This is a genomic window from Stappia sp. ICDLI1TA098, assembly GCF_054880955.1.
Genome location: NZ_JBTZBT010000003.1, coordinates 91,827 through 109,200, shown reverse-complemented (window position 1 = coordinate 109,200; position 17,374 = coordinate 91,827). Strand labels below are relative to the sequence as shown.

The following is a 17,374-nucleotide window of genomic DNA, read 5'->3' as shown; positions in this document are numbered from 1 at the left end:
CTGCTTCTTGTTCAGCGAGCCGGCCGTTCCGGCCAACTCCGACTGATGGTGGCGGCGGCGGCCATGGCGAGCGGGGCGACGTGACGGGCGTAATCTTCCGGTTGCCATTCGGACAGGGAGCCGGCGACGTGGATCGCGCCGACGGGGGTTCCGTCGAGGCCGCGAATGGCGACGCCGATGACGATCTCGCCAAGCAGCACCTGTTCCTGTGCGAGAGCGAAACCCTCACGGCGCGCTTCGGCCACCTTGGTGCGGATCGCGTCGGGGTTTGTGAGTGTCCTGAGAGTGATGGCACGCAGGTCGCTGCGCGCCAGGATGTCGTCGACCTCGGCCTCCTCGAGGCTTGCCAGGATCGCCCAGCCGCCGGAGGTGGCGTGGATCGGCACCGCATGACCGACGAGCGTCGAGGTCAGGATCTCGCGCTTGCTTTGCAGGCGCTGGGCGTAGACCAGGCGCAGGTCGTCGCGCAGGCTGAGATCGACGCGTTCACGCACGGCCCGGCGCAGTTCGAGGAGCACGGGCGTAGCCCGCACGATGACCGGGTTGAGGCGCTGGTAGTCGTGCGAATGGTCGAGGATGCGGATGCCGGGAACGTAGCCGGAATCCGCCGGATCCCGGTCGATATAACCAAGCTCTCGCAGGGTGAAGACAAGCCGCTGGACGGCGCTGCGGCCGATGCCGGCGCGGTCGGCCAGTTCGCCGAGCGACAGCGGGTGCTCGGCGCCGCGAAAGGCGGACAGCACACGCAGGGCACGGTCCACGGACTGGACGAAAAGCGGATTGTCCCTATCGGCCTGTTCGTCGGCGGTGGTCGGTTCGGAGCTTATCGTCATCTGGTTCCGTTCGTCTTGGCTCGAAAGCCTCTCGTCGCCGCGCAAAGGCATTGACGAAAGTAGCAAGGGCGTCCTAACCTGAAATCAATACAACTGTATCGCATAACGATATACCGCGCTGGAGTGAACTTGGCCATGGATTTCCTGACATTCCAAGGATTCGCCTTGATCGGGGCACCCGGCTCCGGCGCACGCCGATACCCTCTCGATGGGAGGGAGAGCGCGTGACAAAGCGTGTGGCGTTTGCCGGTTTTCTTCATGAGACCAATACGTTCGCTCCGACAAAGGCGACGATCGAGGATTTCAATCACGGCGGCGGACACATTCCCATCAGCCGTGGTGAGGAAATTCTGGAGCGCGCGCCGGGTGTGAACATCGGCGTTGCCGGTGCGCTCGAAGTTGCCCGCGACAGGGGGTGGGAGGTGGTTCCGCTGTTGTGGACCGTGGCCATCCCCTCGGCACATGTGCGCAGGGACGCCTATGAGGCGATCGCCGACGAGATTCTCGCGCGACTGGCCGACGCAGGTCCGCTCGACGGCGTCTATCTCGATCTTCACGGCGCCATGGTCTGCGAGCATGTCGACGATGGAGAGGGCGAGATCCTGGAGCGCATCCGCCGCGCCATCGGGCCCGATGTGCCGCTTGCCGCGAGCCTCGATCTGCATGGCAACACCACCCGCCGGATGGTCGACAACGCTGACGTGCTGGTCGCCTATCGGACCTATCCGCATGTGGACATGGCGGAGACTGGCCGGCTGACGGCGGAAATGCTCGACCACGTGATGAACCACGGCCGGCTTGCCAAGGCGATGCGGCGGGTGCCCTATCTCATCCCCATCCCCTGGCAGTGCACGACCATCGAGCCGGCCCGCAGTCTCTATGCGCGGGTCGCGGAGATGGAGCGCGGCGACGTCGTCTCGGCTTCCGCGCTGATGGGCTTTCCGGCTGCCGATTTCGACGAATGCTCGCCCGTGGTGCTGGCCTACGGTCGCACCCAGGAGGCGGCGGATCGCGCCGCCGACGAGCTTCGCGACCTGTTTCTTGCAAGCGAGGGCGCCTTTGCCGGAAGGGCCTATGCGCCCGAGGAAGGGGTGCGCGAGGCCATGCGCATCGCCGCTGGCGCATCAAAGCCGGTGGTGATCGCCGACACGCAGGACAATCCTGGAGCCGGCGGCGATTCAAACACCGCAGGCATGCTGCGCGCGCTGGTCAGCGAAGGGGCGGAGCGGGCCGCGCTTGGCCTGATGGTCGATCCGCAGGCGGCCGCCGCCGCTCATGCGGCGGGCGAGGGCGCGGACGTCCGCCTGTCGCTCGGCGGCAAGAGCGGGGTTGCCGGCGACGAGCCGTTCGAGGCGACCTTCCGGGTCGAGAAGCTCTCCGATGGGCGCTTCCGCACCAGCGGGCCGTTCTACGGCGACACGGAGATGGATCTCGGACCGAGCGCCTGTGTCTCCATCGGTGGCGTCAAGGTCGTTCTGGCGAGCCGCAAGGTGCAGCTCGCCGATCAGGAAATGTATCGCTACGTCGGCATCGAGCCGCTGGAGCAGGCGATCCTGGTCAACAAGAGCTCGGTGCATTTCCGTGCGCATTTCGAGCCGATCGCCGAAACGGTGCTGGTGTGCACCGCGCCGGGGCCGATGGCTCTCAACGCATATGATCTTCCGTTCCGGAATCTCGAGGCGGGACTGCGGCTGTCGCCGCAGGGACCCAGCTTCACGCCGCCGGCCGGCGGCGTGGCGCAGGAGGGTCCCATGGTCTCCTAGGAGGCGCCGGGAGGAGCTGCTTCGATCACCGGCAGAAACAAGGCCGGGGCAGGGGCACGAACATGGCAGCAACTGAACCAAAAAAGGGGAACAGGCATGTTGGATTTGAAGACCGGGGTCCGCAAGGGGACCGCGAAAAGAAAGACGCCGGGCATGCGCCGGGCCGTCGGCGGGGTCATGGCCGCGGCCATGCTGGCCTCGACCGGGCTTTGGTCGCCGGCTTCGGCCGAGGAGAAGGTGATCACCGCGGTGATGCACTCGGGCCTGCGCGTGCTCGATCCGGTGCTCACCACCGCTCATATCGTGCGTGATCACGCCTATATGATCTATGACGTGCTGATCGCGCAGGACGACAAGTTCGCGCCGCAGCCGCAGATGGCCTCATGGACGGTGTCCGACGACAAGCTCGTCTACACCTTCACGCTGCGCGATGGCCTGAAATTCCATGACGGCGCTCCGGTGACGGCGGCCGACGCGGAATCCTCGATGAAGCGCTGGGGCAAGAAGGACTCCGGTGGCCAGCTGATTTTCGACCGCACCGAGAGCCTGACCGCGACCGACGACAAGACGCTGGTCTGGACGCTCAAGGAGCCGTTCCCGCCGTTCCTCGACACTCTGTCGAAGCAGTCGGCGCTGCCGCCCTTCATCATGCCGAAGCGGATTGCCGACACCTCCGTCGACAGCGCGATCACGGAATACATCGGCTCCGGGCCGTTCAAGTTCGTGGACAGCGAATATCAGCCCGGTGTCAGCGTCACCTACGAAAAGTTCGATGGCTACGTGCCGCGCGACGAGCCGGCGAGCTGGATGGCCGGCGGCAAGGTCGTCAAGGTCGACAAGGTCAAGTGGGTGAGCATGCCCGACGCCCAGACCGCGGTCAACGCGATCATGTCGGGTGAGATCGACTACATCGAGCAGCTGCCGATCGATCTTCTGCCGATCCTTCAGTCCTCGGACGAGGTCACCACGGAGGTCCGCGATCCGCTCGGCTTCCAGACCATGGGTCGCATGAACTTCAAGTATCCGCCCTTCGACAACAAGAAGGTGCGCCAGGCGGCGATGATGGCGATGAGCCAGGCCGATGTCCTCGGCACGCTGGTCGGCAACCCGGACTACTTCAAGATCTGCGGCGCGATCTTCGGCTGCGGCACACCGCTGGCCGATCCGACCGGATCGGAGACGCTGGTCAACGGCGGCGACGTCGAGGGCGCCAAGAAGCTCCTGGCGGAATCCGGCTATGACGGCACGCCCGTCGTTCTCATGCAGCCGACCGATGTGGTGACGCTGACCGCTCAGCCGGTTGTTGCCGCCCAGGCTCTGCGCGAGGCCGGCTTCAACGTCGACATGCAGCCGATGGACTGGCAGACGCTGGTCACCCGCCGCGCGTCGATGGCCAAGCCCTCGGAGGGCGGCTGGAACCTGTTCTTCACCAACTGGGGCGTGCCGGAAATCAGCTCGCCGCTGGTCAGCGCCATGCTGAACGGCCGTGGTGACGAGGCGTGGTTCGGCTGGCCGAAGGACGACGAGCTGGAGGCGCTTCGCGAGGAGTTCATCGCCGCCGCCACGCCGTTCGAGCAGCTTGAAGTCGCCAAGAAGATCCAGGCTCACACGCTCGACAACGTGATCTACATCCCGCTCGGCCAGTACCTGACGGCGCAGGCCCGCAGCAACAAGCTGGTGGACATGATCCCGTCGCCGGTGCCCGTGTTCTGGGGCATCGACAAGACCGAGTGATCCCAAAAAACGATTGGCCCGGCCTCGCGCCGGGCCAATTCGCCGGCCGATCCGACCGGACAGCGACGGCTCCCTCCCGGGCCGGCCGCCGGTCGTTCGAGCGGTCTTTCGCGAACCAGACTGGGAAGGGATCATTCCTCCGATGATCGGTTACATCCTCAAGCGATGCCTCGCCGTCATTCCGGTGATGGTCATTGTTGCGATTTTCGTGTTTCTGCTCCTGCGGCTGACGCCCGGCGATCCGGCGGCGATCCTCGCCGGCGATGCGGCAACGCCCGCGCAGCTTGAGCGGATCCGCACCTCGCTCGGCCTCAACGATCCGCTGCTCGTGCAGTTCGGCACCTGGATGGGGCAGCTCTCCCGCGGCGATCTCGGTATCTCGCTGATCTCCAACACGCCGGTGATGGGCATGATCGGCCAGCGCATCTGGCCGACGCTCAACATCGCGCTGCTGACCATCACGCTGTCCGTGCTGCTCGCCGTGCCGATGGGCGTGCTCGCCGCCTGGCGTCACCGCACTGCCGTCGACTACGCCGTGATGACTTTCTCCGTGCTCGGCTTTTCCGTGCCGGTCTTCGTCATCGGCTATCTGTTCATCCAGGCGTTCTCGATCGAGCTGCACTGGCTTCCCGTGCAGGGCTACACCGCTCCGTCAAAGGACTTCGGAAAGTTTCTCTCCAAGGCGATCCTGCCGAGCCTGACGCTCGCGACGATCTACATCGCGCTTATCGCGCGCATGACTCGGGCCAGCATGCTGGAGGTTCTCGGCGAGGACTACATCCGCACCGCGCGTGCCAAGGGCGTCGCCGAGCGAGGGGTGCTGTTCCGCCATGCCCTCAGGAACGCCGCCGTCCCGATCATGACGATCATCGGCACCGGCTTCGCGCTGCTCGTCAGCGGCGTGGTGGTCACCGAAAGCGTCTTCAACATCCCCGGCATCGGCCGGCTCACCGTCGACGCGATCCTGGCCCGCGACTATCCGGTCATCCAGGCGATGATCCTGCTGACCAGCGGCCTCTACGTGATGATCAATCTCCTGATCGACGTCTCCTATAGTCTCATCGATCCGAGGATCCGCTACTGATGGCCGCGACACCGCAACCCGTTTCCGGCATGCAGCGGGCGCTCGGCCTGCTGTCGCTGCCCGGCTCCTGGCGCCTCGGCGTCGGCCCGACGATCGCGGCACTCGTGCTCGTCCTCATCGTTATCGCCTGCGCCTTCGCGCCGCTCTACATTCCGCATGATCCGCTGTCGATCGACGCGCTCAACCGGCTCAAGGGGCCGAGCGAGACCTATATGCTCGGCACCGATGCCTATGGTCGTGACATCTTCTCCCGCGTTCTCATGGGCGGTCAGATCTCGTTGCTGATCGGCATCAGCGCCGCGCTGGTCAGTGTGTTCCTGGGCCTTGCTATCGGTCTCGTCTCAGGCTTCTTCCGGATGGCGGACGCGATCATCATGCGGGTGATGGACAGCCTGATGGCGATCCCCTCGATCCTTTTGGCCATCGCGCTGGTCGCTCTCAACGGGCCGAGCCTGTGGTCGGTGATCTGCGCCATCACCATTCCCGAGGTTCCGCGCGTCGTGCGCCTGGTGCGCTCGGTCGTGCTGTCGGCACGCGAGGAGCCCTATGTGGAGGCGGCCATCGCTCTCGGCTCCTCGACACCCAAGATCCTGTGGCAGCACCTGATGCCCAACACGCTGGCGCCGCTCACCGTGCAGGGAACCTACATCTGCGCCTCGGCGATCCTGACGGAGGCGATCCTGTCCTTCCTCGGCGCCGGCGTCAGCACCGAGATCCCGACCTGGGGCAACATCATGGCCGAGGGCCGTCTCTACTTCCAGATCAAGCCGATGCTGATCTTCTGGCCCGGCCTGATGCTGTCCTTCTGCATTCTGTCGATCAACCTGCTCGGCGATACCGCCCGCGATCTGCTTGATCCGCGGCTCAAGAAGCGGGAGGCGTGACATGAAGTTCAAGTCCAGGAGCTTTGAGGGCGCACCGGTCGTCCTGTCCATCGAGGATCTCGTCGTCCAGATCGACGGCCGTCCCGAACATCAGGTCCTGAAGGGCATCAGCCTGGAGATCCGCGCCGGCGAAACCGTCTGCCTGGTCGGCGAGAGCGGGTCGGGCAAGTCCGTCACGTCGCTCGCCACCATGGGGCTGTTGCCCAAGGGAGCGCTGGAGACCGCCGGCGGGCGTATCCTGCTCGAGGGGCGCGACCTGCTCGGCCTCAGCGCGCAGGAAATGCGCGACATGCGCGGCGTCCATCTGTCGATGATCTTCCAGGAGCCGATGACGGCGCTGAACCCGGTGATGCGGGTCGGTGACCAGATCGGCGAGATGCTCGACACCCACGTCAAGCTTGGCACCCGCGAGCGGCGCCAGCGCATTCTCGACATCATGGAGCAGGTGCATCTGCCGGATGTCGAGCGCATCTTCGGTTCCTACCCGCACGAGCTGTCCGGCGGTCAGCGCCAGCGCATCATGATCGCCATGGCGCTGATCCTGGAGCCGAAGCTGCTGATCGCCGACGAGCCGACTACGGCGCTCGACGTGACCACCCAGCAGCAGATCCTCGGCCTCGTCGCCGAGCTGCAGGAAAAGCACGGCACCGCGGTGCTGTTCATCACCCATGACATGGGCGTCGTCGCCGAGATCGCCGACACCGTGCATGTCATGCGCCACGGCGAGATCGTCGAGCAGGCACCGGTGGAAACGCTGCTGCGCAATCCGCAGCATGCCTATTCCCGTGATCTTCTCGCCGCCGTGCCGAGCCTCGTTCCCCGGCATGCGCGCGACGAGCGGCAGGGCGGCAGCGAGACGGTTCTCGTCGTCGACGACCTGCAGAAGAACTACGGCAAGTCGGGCTGGTTCGTGAACCGGGAGCCGACACGGGCGGCGCGCGACGTCTCCTTCACGATCTCGCGGGGACGCACGCTCGGCATCGTCGGCGAGAGCGGCTCCGGCAAGTCGACGGTCGCCCGCTGCATCATGCGGCTGATCGATCCGACCGACGGCAGCATCAAGGTGGCCGGCCAGGAGATCGCCAGCATCGGGCGTCGCGAGCTGCGCGGCGTGCGCAAGCACATCCAGATCGTGTTCCAGGATCCGTTCCGCTCGCTCAATCCGCGCTGGACCATCGGCGACAGCCTGATCGAGGGGCCTCTCAACTATGGCCAGCCGCGGGCCGAGGCGCTTGCCCGGGCGGGAGAGCTCATGGAAATCGTCGGACTTCCCGCCGATGCGCTCGGCCGCTATCCGCACCAGTTCTCGGGTGGCCAGCGGCAGCGCATCGCCATTGCCCGGGCGATCGCCATGGAGCCGGATGTGCTTGTCGCCGACGAGGCGGTTTCGGCGCTCGACGTTTCGGTGCAGGCGCAGGTTCTCGATCTGCTCGACGACCTGCAGAAGAAGCTCGGCATCGCCATCCTGTTCATCACCCACGACCTGCGCGTCGCCGCCCAGATCTGCGACGACGTGGTGGTGATGCAGCGTGGGCGGATCGTCGAGCACGGCGCCGCCAGGAGTGTGCTCGCCCACCCGAAACACCCCTACACGAAGGCCTTGATCGAGGCTGCTCCGGGGCGTGGCTGGGATTTCGCGAATTTCAAGGAACTGGCCGTGGCTGAGGCCTGAGGTCGCAAAGGGACGGAAAGAAAAATGGCAGTCATTTCCCGTATCGCCGAGTTCGCACCGGAACTCACCGCCATCCGCCAGGATTTTCACGCGCATCCGGAGATCGGCTTCGAGGAGGTTCGCACCTCGGGCAAGGTGGCTGAGCTGCTCGCCTCCTGGGGCATCGAGGTGCACACCGGCATCGGCAAGACCGGCGTGGTCGGTATTCTTGAGGGAACCGGCGGGGCGGGCCGATCGGTGGGACTGCGCGCCGACATGGACGCGCTGCCCATGGACGAGCACACGAACCTGCCCTTCCGTTCGCAGTCGCCCGGCAAGTTCCATGGCTGCGGCCACGACGCGCACACCACGATGCTGCTGGGCGCGGCGCGCTATCTCTCCGAGAACCGAGATTTCACCGGCCGGGTGGTCTTTATCTTCCAGCCTGCCGAGGAAGGTCTTGGCGGCGCGCGCGCGATGATCGCCGACGGTCTCTTCGATCGCTTCCCATGCGACGAGATCTACGGCATGCACAACAACCCGCTTGCGGCCGAGAACGAATTCGGCGTCAAGCCGGGGCCGGCGATGGCGGGGGCGAGCTTCTTCGACATCACGGTCAACGGCGTTGGCAGCCATGGCGCGGCGCCGCACCACTCGAAGGATCCGATCGTCATCGCCACCGCGCTGGTGCAGCAGCTTCAGTCGATCATCAGCCGCAACGTGCCGCCGACCAGCGCGGCCGTGCTGTCGGTTACCCAGATCCATTCCGGTTCGGCCTACAACGTGGTGCCCGACCAGGCCGTGATCTCCGGCACGATCCGTTATTTCGAGGACGAGGTGCGCGATCTCATCCATGACCGGGTGAGCGCCATGTGTGCCGGCATGGCGCAGAGCTACGGCGTCGAGATCGTGCCGGACCTGCGGCCGATCTTCTCCGTGCTCAACAATGATGCGGCTCTGTCGGATGCCTATCTCGAGGCCGCTCGCGACATTGTCGGGGCAGAGAAGGCGACCTACACGAAGCAGGTCAATTCGGCGAGCGAGGACTTCGCCGACATGCTGCAGGTCGTGCCGGGCGCCTATTGCACGCTTGGTCACAAGGGTGGCGTGCCGGTGCATAATCCGGGGTTCATCCTCGACGACGACATGCTGCCGGTGGGTGCAAGCATTCTTGCGCGCATCGTCGAGCGCCGCCTCGAGGCGGCCTGACCCCTTCCGCATCCAGCCGGCCGGCGCGCAGCGCGCGCGGTCCGAGCCCGCCTCCATCGGAGGCGGGCACCGATCCCTGTCACACCGGAAGCACGCCATGACCTTCAAGGACCTGCCGTTCAACACCGACGCCATCCTCGCCGGCCTCAAGCCCTGGGTGGAATGCGAGAGCCCGACCTTCGACGCGGCCGCCGTCGACAGGATGATGGATCTTGCCGCTTACGATCTCGCCGTCGCCGGCGCGAGCATCGAGCGCATTCCCGGTCGCATGGGCTTCGGCGGCTCGGTGCGTGCCACCTTCCCGCACAAGGACGCGGGCAAGCCCGGCATCCTCGTTTCCGGCCATCTCGACACGGTGCATCCGCTCGGAACGCTGGAGAAGCTGCCGTTCCGCATCGAGGAGAATCGGTGCTATGGCCCGGGTATCCTGGACATGAAGGGCGGCAATTACGTCACCGTCGAAGCGCTTCGCCAGATCGCGCTTGCCGGCCTCGAGACGCCGCTTCCCGTCACAGTGCTGTTCACCCCCGACGAGGAGGTGGGCACCCCCTCGACGCGCGATCTGATCGAGCGCGAGGCGGCGAAGAACAAATACGTGCTCGTCCCCGAGCCCGCCCATCGTGACGGCTCGGCTGTAACCGGGCGCTACGCCATCGCCCGCTTCAACCTGCGGACCACGGGTCGCCCGAGCCATGCCGGCTGGGCACTCGCCGACGGACGCTCGGCAATTGCGGCCATGGCGCGCAAGATCCTCGAGATCGAGGCGATGACCACGGAGGACTGCACCTTCAGCGTCGGCGTCGTTCACGCCGGCCAGTGGGTCAACTGCGTTTCCTCGTTCTGCGACGCGGAGGTGCTGTCCATGGCCAAGCGCCAGGAGGACCTGGACCGGGGCGTGGAGCGGATGTTGTCGCTTTCCGGCGAGTATGACGACGTTATCGTCGAGGTAACGCGCGGCGTTACCCGTCCCGTCTGGGAGCCGGACGAGGGCACGATGGCGCTCTACGAGATCACCCGCCAGGTCGCCTCGGAGGTCGGCTTCGATCTTTCGCATTGCTCGGCCGGCGGCGGCTCCGACGGCAACTTCACCGGTGCGATGGGCATTCCGACCATCGATTCCATCGGCGTGCGCGGGCGCGATCTCCACACGCTCAACGAGCACATCTACACCGAGAGCCTCGTCGAGCGGGCGCAGCTGATTTCCGGACTGTTGCTGCGTCTCGCCTGACTTTCGCCGGAACCCGCGGAGGCGATGCACCCTGGCGTGTCGTCTCCGCGGGTTTCGCGTGACTGGGGAAGAGCGGCGCGGTTTCCGTTGATGCGCGCGCACAGGAATGCTAACGGAAAGGTTCCGTTAATATTTTCCTTTAGGGAGGCTGAAGTGAAGTCACGTCGCCTAGCATTTATCGGAGCCGTAATCGGCGGTCTCCTCGTCAGCGGCCTTGCGGTTGCCCAGCAGCCGCAGTTTTTCCGCATTGGCACCGGCGGCACCGCCGGGACCTACTATCCGATCGGCGGACTGATCGCGAACGCGATCTCCAGCCCTCCGGGCTCGCGTCCGTGCGACCAGGGCGGTTCCTGCGGCGTTCCGGGTCTGATCGCCACGGCGCTTTCCGCCAACGGTTCGGTCGCCAACGTCAACGCCATTGCCGGCGGGACGCTTGAATCCGGCTTCTCCCAGTCCGACGTTGCCACCTGGGCCTATTCCGGCACCGGCATCTGGACCGACCGCGCCCCGGTCGAGAAGCTGCGCGCCATCGCCAACCTCTATCCGGAGACGATCCATCTGGTCGCTTCCGCCGACAGCGGCATCAAGAGCGTTGCCGATCTTGCCGGCAAGCGCGTCTCTCTCGACGAGCCGGGCTCTGGCACGCTGGTCGACGCCCGTCTCATCCTCGAGGCCTATGGCCTGTCGGAGGACAAGGTCGAGGCGCATTTCCTGAAGCCGGACCAGGCCGCGGAGCGCATGCGCGACGGCGCCATGGACGCCTTCTTCTTCGTCGGCGGCTTCCCGGCGGGCGCCATCGCCGAGCTGGCCAGCCAGCACAAGATCACCCTCGTGCCGATCTCCGGCGATGAGGCGACGGCGATCACCGGCAAGTACACGTTCTTCGCGCCCAACACGGTTCCCGCGGGCACCTATGAGGGTGTCGACGGCGACGTGACGACCCTTTCGGTCGGTGCGCAGTGGATCACCAGCGCCGATCAGCCGGAAGAGCTGATCTACGAGATCACCAAGGCGCTGTGGAACAAGAACACCCGCAAGCTGCTCGATTCCGGTCACCAGAAGGGCCGCCAGATCACGCTGGAGACGGCGCTCGACGGCGTCGGCATCCCGCTGCATCCGGGCGCGGAGAAGTTCTACCGCGAGGCCGGCCTGAAGACCGACTGACGGTTCGAGGGCTCGATCTGAACGATGACAATGCACGACCCGGTTCCGGACGAACCGGGTCGTGCTGTTTTCGGCATCTTCACGCGAGTTTCGCGATCATCACGAGGGACGCACGATGGGGGCGACACCGGACACCGACCGCGCCGAGGCGCTGACGGAACAGGAAATGCAGGCGCTGGAGGAGCGTTTCGACCCGGAGGTGCGGTTCAGACCGCTGCCACCGCTGCTGTCGGGCTTCGCCGCGACAGTGCTCTTCGTACTGTCCTGCTATCACTACTACACTTCCGGCTTCGGAATTCCGCAGGCAACCACCCATCGCGGCGTGCACCTTGCCTTCACGATGGCGCTGATCTTCCTGCTCTTCGCCGCCTGGGGAACTCAGCGTGAGCCCAAGGCCGGTGCCATTCGACCGCTTGGCCTGCCGCTCATCGACTGGGTGCTTGCCATCGCCGGCACGGTCTCTGCGCTTTATGTGCCCTGGATCTTCAACGAGCTTGCCTTCCGGGTCGGTGATCCGCTGCCGATCGACGTGATCATGGGCACGACCCTCATCGTCGTCCTCATCGAGGCGACGCGGCGTGCCATGGGCTGGCCGCTGCCGGTGATTGCGCTGCTGTTCATGGCTTATGCCTATTTCGGCCGGTCGATGCCCGGGATCCTGGCTCATCCCGGCGCGAGCTGGTCCAGCATGGTCAACCACTTCTACCTGACCAGCCAGGGCATCTTCGGAACGCCGCTCGGGGTCATCTCGACCTATGTCTTCCACTTCGTGCTGTTCGGCGTCCTGGCCACCCGCATCGGCCTTGGACAGCTCTTCATCGACCTCGCCTCGGCGGTCGCCGGGCGTTATGCGGGCGGGCCGGCCAAGGTGTCGGTGCTGTCCTCGGCGATGCTCGGCTCGATCTCCGGCTCCTCCATCGCCAACACCGTGACGACCGGTTCGCTGACCATTCCGGCGATGATCCGCATCGGGTATCCGCGCCATTTCGCGGCCGCCGTCGAGGCGGCGAGCTCCACCGGCGGCCAGATCACGCCACCGGTGATGGGCGCCGTCGCCTTCCTGATGATCGAGTATCTCGGGGTTCCGCTGACGACGATCCTGACGGCGGCGCTGGTGCCCGCGTTCATGCACTTCTTCGGCGTTCTGGTGCAGGTGCACCTGGAGGCCAAGGCGCGCGGCCTGCGCGGCATGACCAAGGAGGAGTTGCCGGTTGCCTGGGCCGTGTTCAAGGCCGGCTGGCTGACGACGCTGCCGCTCTTCGTGCTCGTCGCGATCCTGCTTTCGGGCCGCACGCCCTATCTCGCCGCCTTCTGGGGCATCACCGCCTGCCTTCTCGTTCTGGCGATCCAGAACCTGCTTCGGCATGACTTGCAAACCGCGGTGCGCGAGAGCGTGCGCGAGGCCTGGGACGGGTTTGTCGTTGGCGCCAAATACTCGCTGTCGGTGACGGCGGCGGCGGCGCTGGTCGGCATTATCATCGGCGTGGTCACGCTGACCGGCGTCGGCTTCAAGATTGCCTATATGGTCACCACGGTCGCTGCCGACTGGGCGCAGAACGTCCATGGCTGGTTCGCGGTGTTGCCCTTCGAGCTGATGGGGGTCTCGACGCTGACGCTGCTGTTCACGCTGATCATGACGGCCGTCGTCTGCATCCTGATGGGCTGCGGCATTCCGACGACGGCCAACTATCTGATCATGATCGCGGTCGCGGCTCCGATCCTCGGCATGCTCGGCGTGCAGCCGCTCGTCGCCCACTTCTTCGTGTTCTATTTCGGCGTGCTTGCCGATATCACGCCACCGGTGGCACTTGCCGCCTATGCGGCGGCCGGCATCGCCGGGGCGAACGCGTTCAAGACGGGCAACACGGCCTTCCGGCTCGGCATGGGCAAGGCGTTGGTGCCTTTCGTCTTCGCCTTCTCGCCGTCGCTGCTGATCGTCGTCGACGGCTTCACCTGGAACGAGTTCTTCCTGGCGACGCTTGGTGCCATGGCGGGTATCTGGATGCTGTCGGCGGCCTTCGCCAACTGGCTGTTCGCTCCGCTTCACGCCTATGAACGGGTGCTGCTGGTGCTGGCGGCGGTCCTGCTTGTGGCACCGCACCTGGTGGCAACGCTGATCGGCGTTGCTCTGGTCGTTCCCGTCTTCCTTCGCCAGATCCTGGCGAAGCAGCGGACGGCGTGAGACCAGGCCGCGTCTTGCGGCCCTGAAAGGCTCGCCAATCACGAAAAAGCCCCGCTTCCGGATCCCGGAAGCGGGGCTTTTGCTTGTCGTGGCGCCTGATGTCAGAAGCTGGCGCTGATGCGCATGGTGACGGCATGCTCGCGGGCATCCTCGGCGATCTGCCCCTTGTAGCCGAGCGCGAAGCGGGTCCGCTCGGCGAGGGCGACGCCGATGCCGGCTTCAAGCAGAGCCGCGTCACGGGCGATGGGCGTTCCGGCGACGGAGAAGGGCGATCCGCCTGCGAAGCTGTTGGTGGCGACCGGCGTCACGTCGCCGAAGGCATGACGCCAGCCGATGGCGCCGGTCAGCTCCAGCGGCAGCGTGCCGAGCGTGACGCTGGTCGCGCCGCGCGCGCCCAGGGTCGAGAACAGCGTGTCCATGTCGGACTTCTGACCCGCCAGCGCGGCCGCGCCACCGGCCTCGTTGAAGCCGTCGGTGCGCAGGCCGATATAGGCCAGGCCGGCGAAGGGCTCGACCTTTGCCGCTCCCATGTCCAAGCTGTAACCGGCCTCGCCGAAGGCCTGCATGGCCCTCGCCCTGTAACCGGCCGTGGGCGTTCCGCCGAGCGCTCCGACGGCGACATTGCGGGAGGTGTCGACGTCGTTCCACGTGTAGGAGAGGCCACTGCGCAGGGCGAGCAGGCCGCTCCCCGCAGCCCATGACGTGCCGCCATAGGCGCCGACATGATAGCTGTCGACGGTTCCCGAGGAGCCGCGTGCCCTGACGTTGATGTCGGTGCGGCCGTAGCCGCCGAAAACGCCGAGGCGGACGCTGTCGAAGGCGTCGAGGTCGGCGCCGATCAGGACGCCGGCGTTGCTGTAGGTCAGCGCCGTGGCATTGCCGTTGCCGTCCTTCGTCGTCCAGCCGCCGAAGCCGCGCGCCCACACGGCCCAGCCGGTCGCGTCCGCGGAAGCGGCGAGCACCTTGCCTGTCGGCGAGCTGCTGCCCGCCGTCGGCGCGTAGCCGAGCAGCGGAGCCGAGGGGCGGACACCGCCGGCAGTGGCCGTGCGCAGCCGGTCGTTGACCGCGTCGCGAAGCTGGCTGCCCGTCTCGATCATCGTCGACTGAAGGCTGGCGTGAATCTCACCGGAGAGGCTGTCGAAGGCGGCCCCGAGAACGGCGGCGTTGTCGGGCAGCACGGCGGCTGCGTCGAAGACGGCATTGCCAAGGCCGAGTGTTTCCACGGCGGCGGCCGCGACCATCTGGTTTGCCGTCGCGACCTTGTCCGCGAAGCTGATGTCGTTGCGCGCGAGCTTGAGGTCCACCGTATAGTTCGCGCGGTCGTAGATGAGCTCCGGCGTCAGGAACGCATAGTCCGATGCAACGTTGTCGAAGGAGCCGGACAGGCCGGTTCCTCCCTCGAGGATCCGGTAGGTCGCTGTCGGGCTGTAGGTTCCCGACAGGCCGATGTGCCGCACGGTGCCGCCATTGATGATGATGGCTCCCGAGGCGATGGTCTTGTCGCTCGCCGCTCCGGCGGGATCGACTTCCACCTCGTAGATGGAGCCGGCATTGAAGGTTGCGTCGCCGGCGACGTTGAGTGTGCCGATGGAGTTACCCGGGCTGAGAATGCCGCCCGAATTCACCGTGGTCTCGCCCACCGTGCCGGTGCCACCGAGCCGGGCGCCTCCGGACAGCGTTGTCGTCACCGGAGACGCGAAACTGCCGTTGACAATGAGCTTGGCCGTGTTGGCGACGGTGATGCTGCCAAAGTCGATGTTCGAGCCGGTCAGGGTCAGCGCGCCAGACGTGAGATCGAGCGTGTCCGCCTGAACCGCGCCCGACAACGTCCAGGCCGCGCCGGCCATGGTCAGCGTTCCGAAGCCCTGGAGATCCTCGTCCTCACTTCCGCTGCCCTTCAGAGTGAGCGTGTCGCCGCTGTCCGCCTTCACCTTGCCGACGATATTAGAGCCGGTGTCGAGGGTCAGGTCGTAGGATGAGGTTGCGCTCTTGTTGATGGCATATTCATCCGTGCTCTCGATCTTGCCCGAATTGTGGATGGTGGCCTTGGTCGTGCCCGACAGTGTGATCGCGGTGGCGCCCTTGATCGTGCCGGCGTTGATGATCTCGCCGGCTGTCACGTCGGTGAGAAAGACGCCGTGAAGCAGGCCTTCGAGGTTCCCCGTCGCGGTGTTGGTAAGGCTCGCCTCGTCGAGCTTCTGGAACAGGACCGGGTAGTAGGCGGTGCCCGTGATCGAGCCGCTGTTGGTGAACGTCGCCTTTTGTGTTGTCTGGCCGGCGCTGTTTCCGAAGCGAATGCCTATGGCGCCGGAAATCGTACCGCCTTCGTGGTTGATGGCCGAGCCGCTGTTGTAAAGATAGACGGCGCTGTTCGCGCCATGCAGCGAGCGCGTCGTGATCTCGCCCCAGTTCTCGACGCTGCCGCTGCCTTCCTTGATGAAAAGCGCGTTGCTGTCAGAGGTGATCACGCCGGTGGCGCGATTGTAGACGGTGGCGTCGCCCTGAAGCACGATGTGGCCGAGAGAGGATGTGCTGTTCATCAGGCCGGCGTTGTCGACAGTGCCGCCGGAGACAGAGGTCATCTGGGTGATGCCCTGGATGGAGGCGCCCTCCCGATTGATCAGCGACAGACTGCCGGAACCGGCCATGATCGCGGCGAACCCGCCGGAAATCCGTCCGGAGTTGTCGATGCTGACGCCGTTGATGGAGGAGATGCCGGTACCGCCGTTGGCGTTGTTCGCCTGAACAACGCCCGAGCTGCCGATGGTGATCGTTTCGTCGGCGTAGGAGCCGATGCCCACGCCGTTCGATCCGGTCGCGCTGATCTGCCCGTCGATGTTCATCGTCCAGCCCACGGCCGCCGCTGGATACGCATCGGAGGAAAGTGCGGCCTGCGAGGGGCCATTGTCGGTGATGGACCCTGTGTTGCTCAGATGAAAGACGCCACCGCCCGCGTGTTCCTGCTCGAGAAAGTACTGGCCGACAATCGCCGTGTCGACCTCGAGGTCGGGCGTCGCGGCCTGGGCGCGCGCCTCCTGCACCGGCAGCCCGGCCGACATTGCCAGCGCGATCCCCGCGAGCGCCGTGCCGGTGAGCAGGCGGGCGCGTATCATGTCTCGCGCCGTCGGCCGGTACGTGCGGGTACAGGCGGTGCGGAATTCCAGCGACATCTTGTTTCCCCCCAATGAGCGAACGCCCGGCCGTCTCGCTTCCGTAATCGGAGGAGGGCGACCCGCCGGCAACCCGAACCGGGGATCGCAACAGGCGTTTTGCATGCACCCCCTTCGCTTAAAGGACAGGGGATGGCTGCACAATCGGTGGCTGATTTCGGCTCCGTTGAATGAATTTCACGTTGCGGTGCGCACGGGAGGCAGGTCGCTGAAGTCGGGATGCCATTGGACGTAGCGGATTTGGCGCATGCGCGGCGCGATGCGGACCTGAGGCAGGCGTCCTATCCGACTTGCGCGTGAGAGATTTGTCTTTTTCCGGCTTTTCCTGGGGTAATTTTCCTGGGCGATGTGGTGGGGCTGCAACATTCCCGGGGGATCCTGCCGGCAAGTCATTTGGCAGGTGGTTGTTTTCTGTCGGCGATCAGGATTATGTGAGGCACCTGCCCTAGGGGCAGTGGAGACGTCGCCTGAA

At 65.7% G+C, this 17,374-nt stretch carries 11 protein-coding genes; 9 read left to right on the top strand and 2 right to left on the bottom strand.

The genetic code is table 11. The features are described 5' to 3' along the window. Positions 1-11: 11 nt before the first annotated feature. A complete protein-coding gene (locus tag ACSLUQ_RS15520; RefSeq protein WP_417771605.1) occupies positions 12-833 on the bottom strand; it encodes an IclR family transcriptional regulator in 822 nt (273 codons plus the stop codon). A 224-nt stretch (positions 834-1,057) separates the two neighbouring features. Here ACSLUQ_RS15520 and ACSLUQ_RS15515 point away from each other — a divergent pair, with 224 nt between their 5' ends. The 9 genes from ACSLUQ_RS15515 (at position 1,058) to ACSLUQ_RS15475 (ending at position 13,732) form a co-directional block, all read left to right on the top strand. Beyond that, positions 1,058-2,596 (top strand): M81 family metallopeptidase, encoded by a 1,539-nt coding sequence (locus tag ACSLUQ_RS15515; protein ID WP_417771606.1) that lies wholly within the window; start codon positions 1,058-1,060, stop codon positions 2,594-2,596. A 177-nt stretch (positions 2,597-2,773) separates the two neighbouring features. After that, a complete protein-coding gene (locus ACSLUQ_RS15510) occupies positions 2,774-4,330 on the top strand; it encodes an ABC transporter substrate-binding protein (RefSeq protein WP_461809260.1) in 1,557 nt (518 codons plus the stop codon). 142 nt (positions 4,331-4,472) lie between these two features. After that, positions 4,473-5,414, top strand: coding sequence for an ABC transporter permease (locus ACSLUQ_RS15505; protein ID WP_417771608.1), 942 nt, complete (start codon positions 4,473-4,475; stop codon positions 5,412-5,414). Then, complete coding sequence (locus ACSLUQ_RS15500) at positions 5,414-6,298, top strand: ABC transporter permease (RefSeq protein WP_417771609.1); 885 nt, start codon at positions 5,414-5,416, stop codon at positions 6,296-6,298. Before ACSLUQ_RS15505 ends, ACSLUQ_RS15500 begins: the two co-directional genes overlap by 1 nt. Before the next feature lies 1 nt (position 6,299). Continuing rightward, positions 6,300-7,970, top strand: a complete 1,671-nt coding sequence (locus ACSLUQ_RS15495) for an ABC transporter ATP-binding protein (protein WP_461809045.1) — start codon at positions 6,300-6,302, stop codon at positions 7,968-7,970. A gap of 24 nt (positions 7,971-7,994) precedes the next feature. Further along, positions 7,995-9,158, top strand: coding sequence for a M20 aminoacylase family protein (locus ACSLUQ_RS15490; RefSeq protein ID WP_417771611.1), 1,164 nt, complete (start codon positions 7,995-7,997; stop codon positions 9,156-9,158). A 97-nt stretch (positions 9,159-9,255) separates the two neighbouring features. Then, the gene (locus tag ACSLUQ_RS15485; RefSeq protein ID WP_417771612.1) at positions 9,256-10,386 is read left to right on the top strand and encodes a M20/M25/M40 family metallo-hydrolase; all 1,131 of its coding nucleotides are present in this window, start codon (positions 9,256-9,258) and stop codon (positions 10,384-10,386) included. A 153-nt stretch (positions 10,387-10,539) separates the two neighbouring features. Beyond that, positions 10,540-11,550 carry a TAXI family TRAP transporter solute-binding subunit gene (locus ACSLUQ_RS15480; protein ID WP_461809044.1) on the top strand — a complete coding sequence of 337 codons (1,011 nt, stop codon included), beginning with the start codon at positions 10,540-10,542 and terminating at the stop codon, positions 11,548-11,550. A gap of 115 nt (positions 11,551-11,665) precedes the next feature. Then, a complete protein-coding gene (locus ACSLUQ_RS15475) occupies positions 11,666-13,732 on the top strand; it encodes a TRAP transporter permease (RefSeq protein ID WP_417771716.1) in 2,067 nt (688 codons plus the stop codon). Positions 13,733-13,833: 101 nt separating this feature from the next. Here the strand turns inward: ACSLUQ_RS15475 and ACSLUQ_RS15470 are convergent, their stop codons facing one another. Further along, positions 13,834-16,902, bottom strand: coding sequence for an autotransporter family protein (locus ACSLUQ_RS15470; RefSeq protein ID WP_461809043.1), 3,069 nt, complete (start codon positions 16,900-16,902; stop codon positions 13,834-13,836). Positions 16,903-17,374: the final 472 nt, after the last annotated feature.

Excerpts from the sequence above, each read along its gene's own strand:
- ACSLUQ_RS15520 (WP_417771605.1), bottom strand. The coding sequence starts at position 833 with ATGACGATAAGCTCCGAACCGACCACCGCCGACGAACAGGCCGATAGG.
- ACSLUQ_RS15510 (WP_461809260.1), top strand. The coding sequence starts at position 2,774 with ATGGCCGCGGCCATGCTGGCCTCGACCGGGCTTTGGTCGCCGGCTTCG.
- ACSLUQ_RS15505 (WP_417771608.1), top strand. The coding sequence starts at position 4,473 with ATGATCGGTTACATCCTCAAGCGATGCCTCGCCGTCATTCCGGTGATG.
- ACSLUQ_RS15500 (WP_417771609.1), top strand. The coding sequence starts at position 5,414 with ATGGCCGCGACACCGCAACCCGTTTCCGGCATGCAGCGGGCGCTCGGC.
- ACSLUQ_RS15495 (WP_461809045.1), top strand. The coding sequence starts at position 6,300 with ATGAAGTTCAAGTCCAGGAGCTTTGAGGGCGCACCGGTCGTCCTGTCC.
- ACSLUQ_RS15490 (WP_417771611.1), top strand. The coding sequence starts at position 7,995 with ATGGCAGTCATTTCCCGTATCGCCGAGTTCGCACCGGAACTCACCGCC.
- ACSLUQ_RS15485 (WP_417771612.1), top strand. The coding sequence starts at position 9,256 with ATGACCTTCAAGGACCTGCCGTTCAACACCGACGCCATCCTCGCCGGC.
- ACSLUQ_RS15475 (WP_417771716.1), top strand. The coding sequence starts at position 11,666 with ATGGGGGCGACACCGGACACCGACCGCGCCGAGGCGCTGACGGAACAG.
- ACSLUQ_RS15470 (WP_461809043.1), bottom strand. The coding sequence starts at position 16,902 with ATGTCGCTGGAATTCCGCACCGCCTGTACCCGCACGTACCGGCCGACG.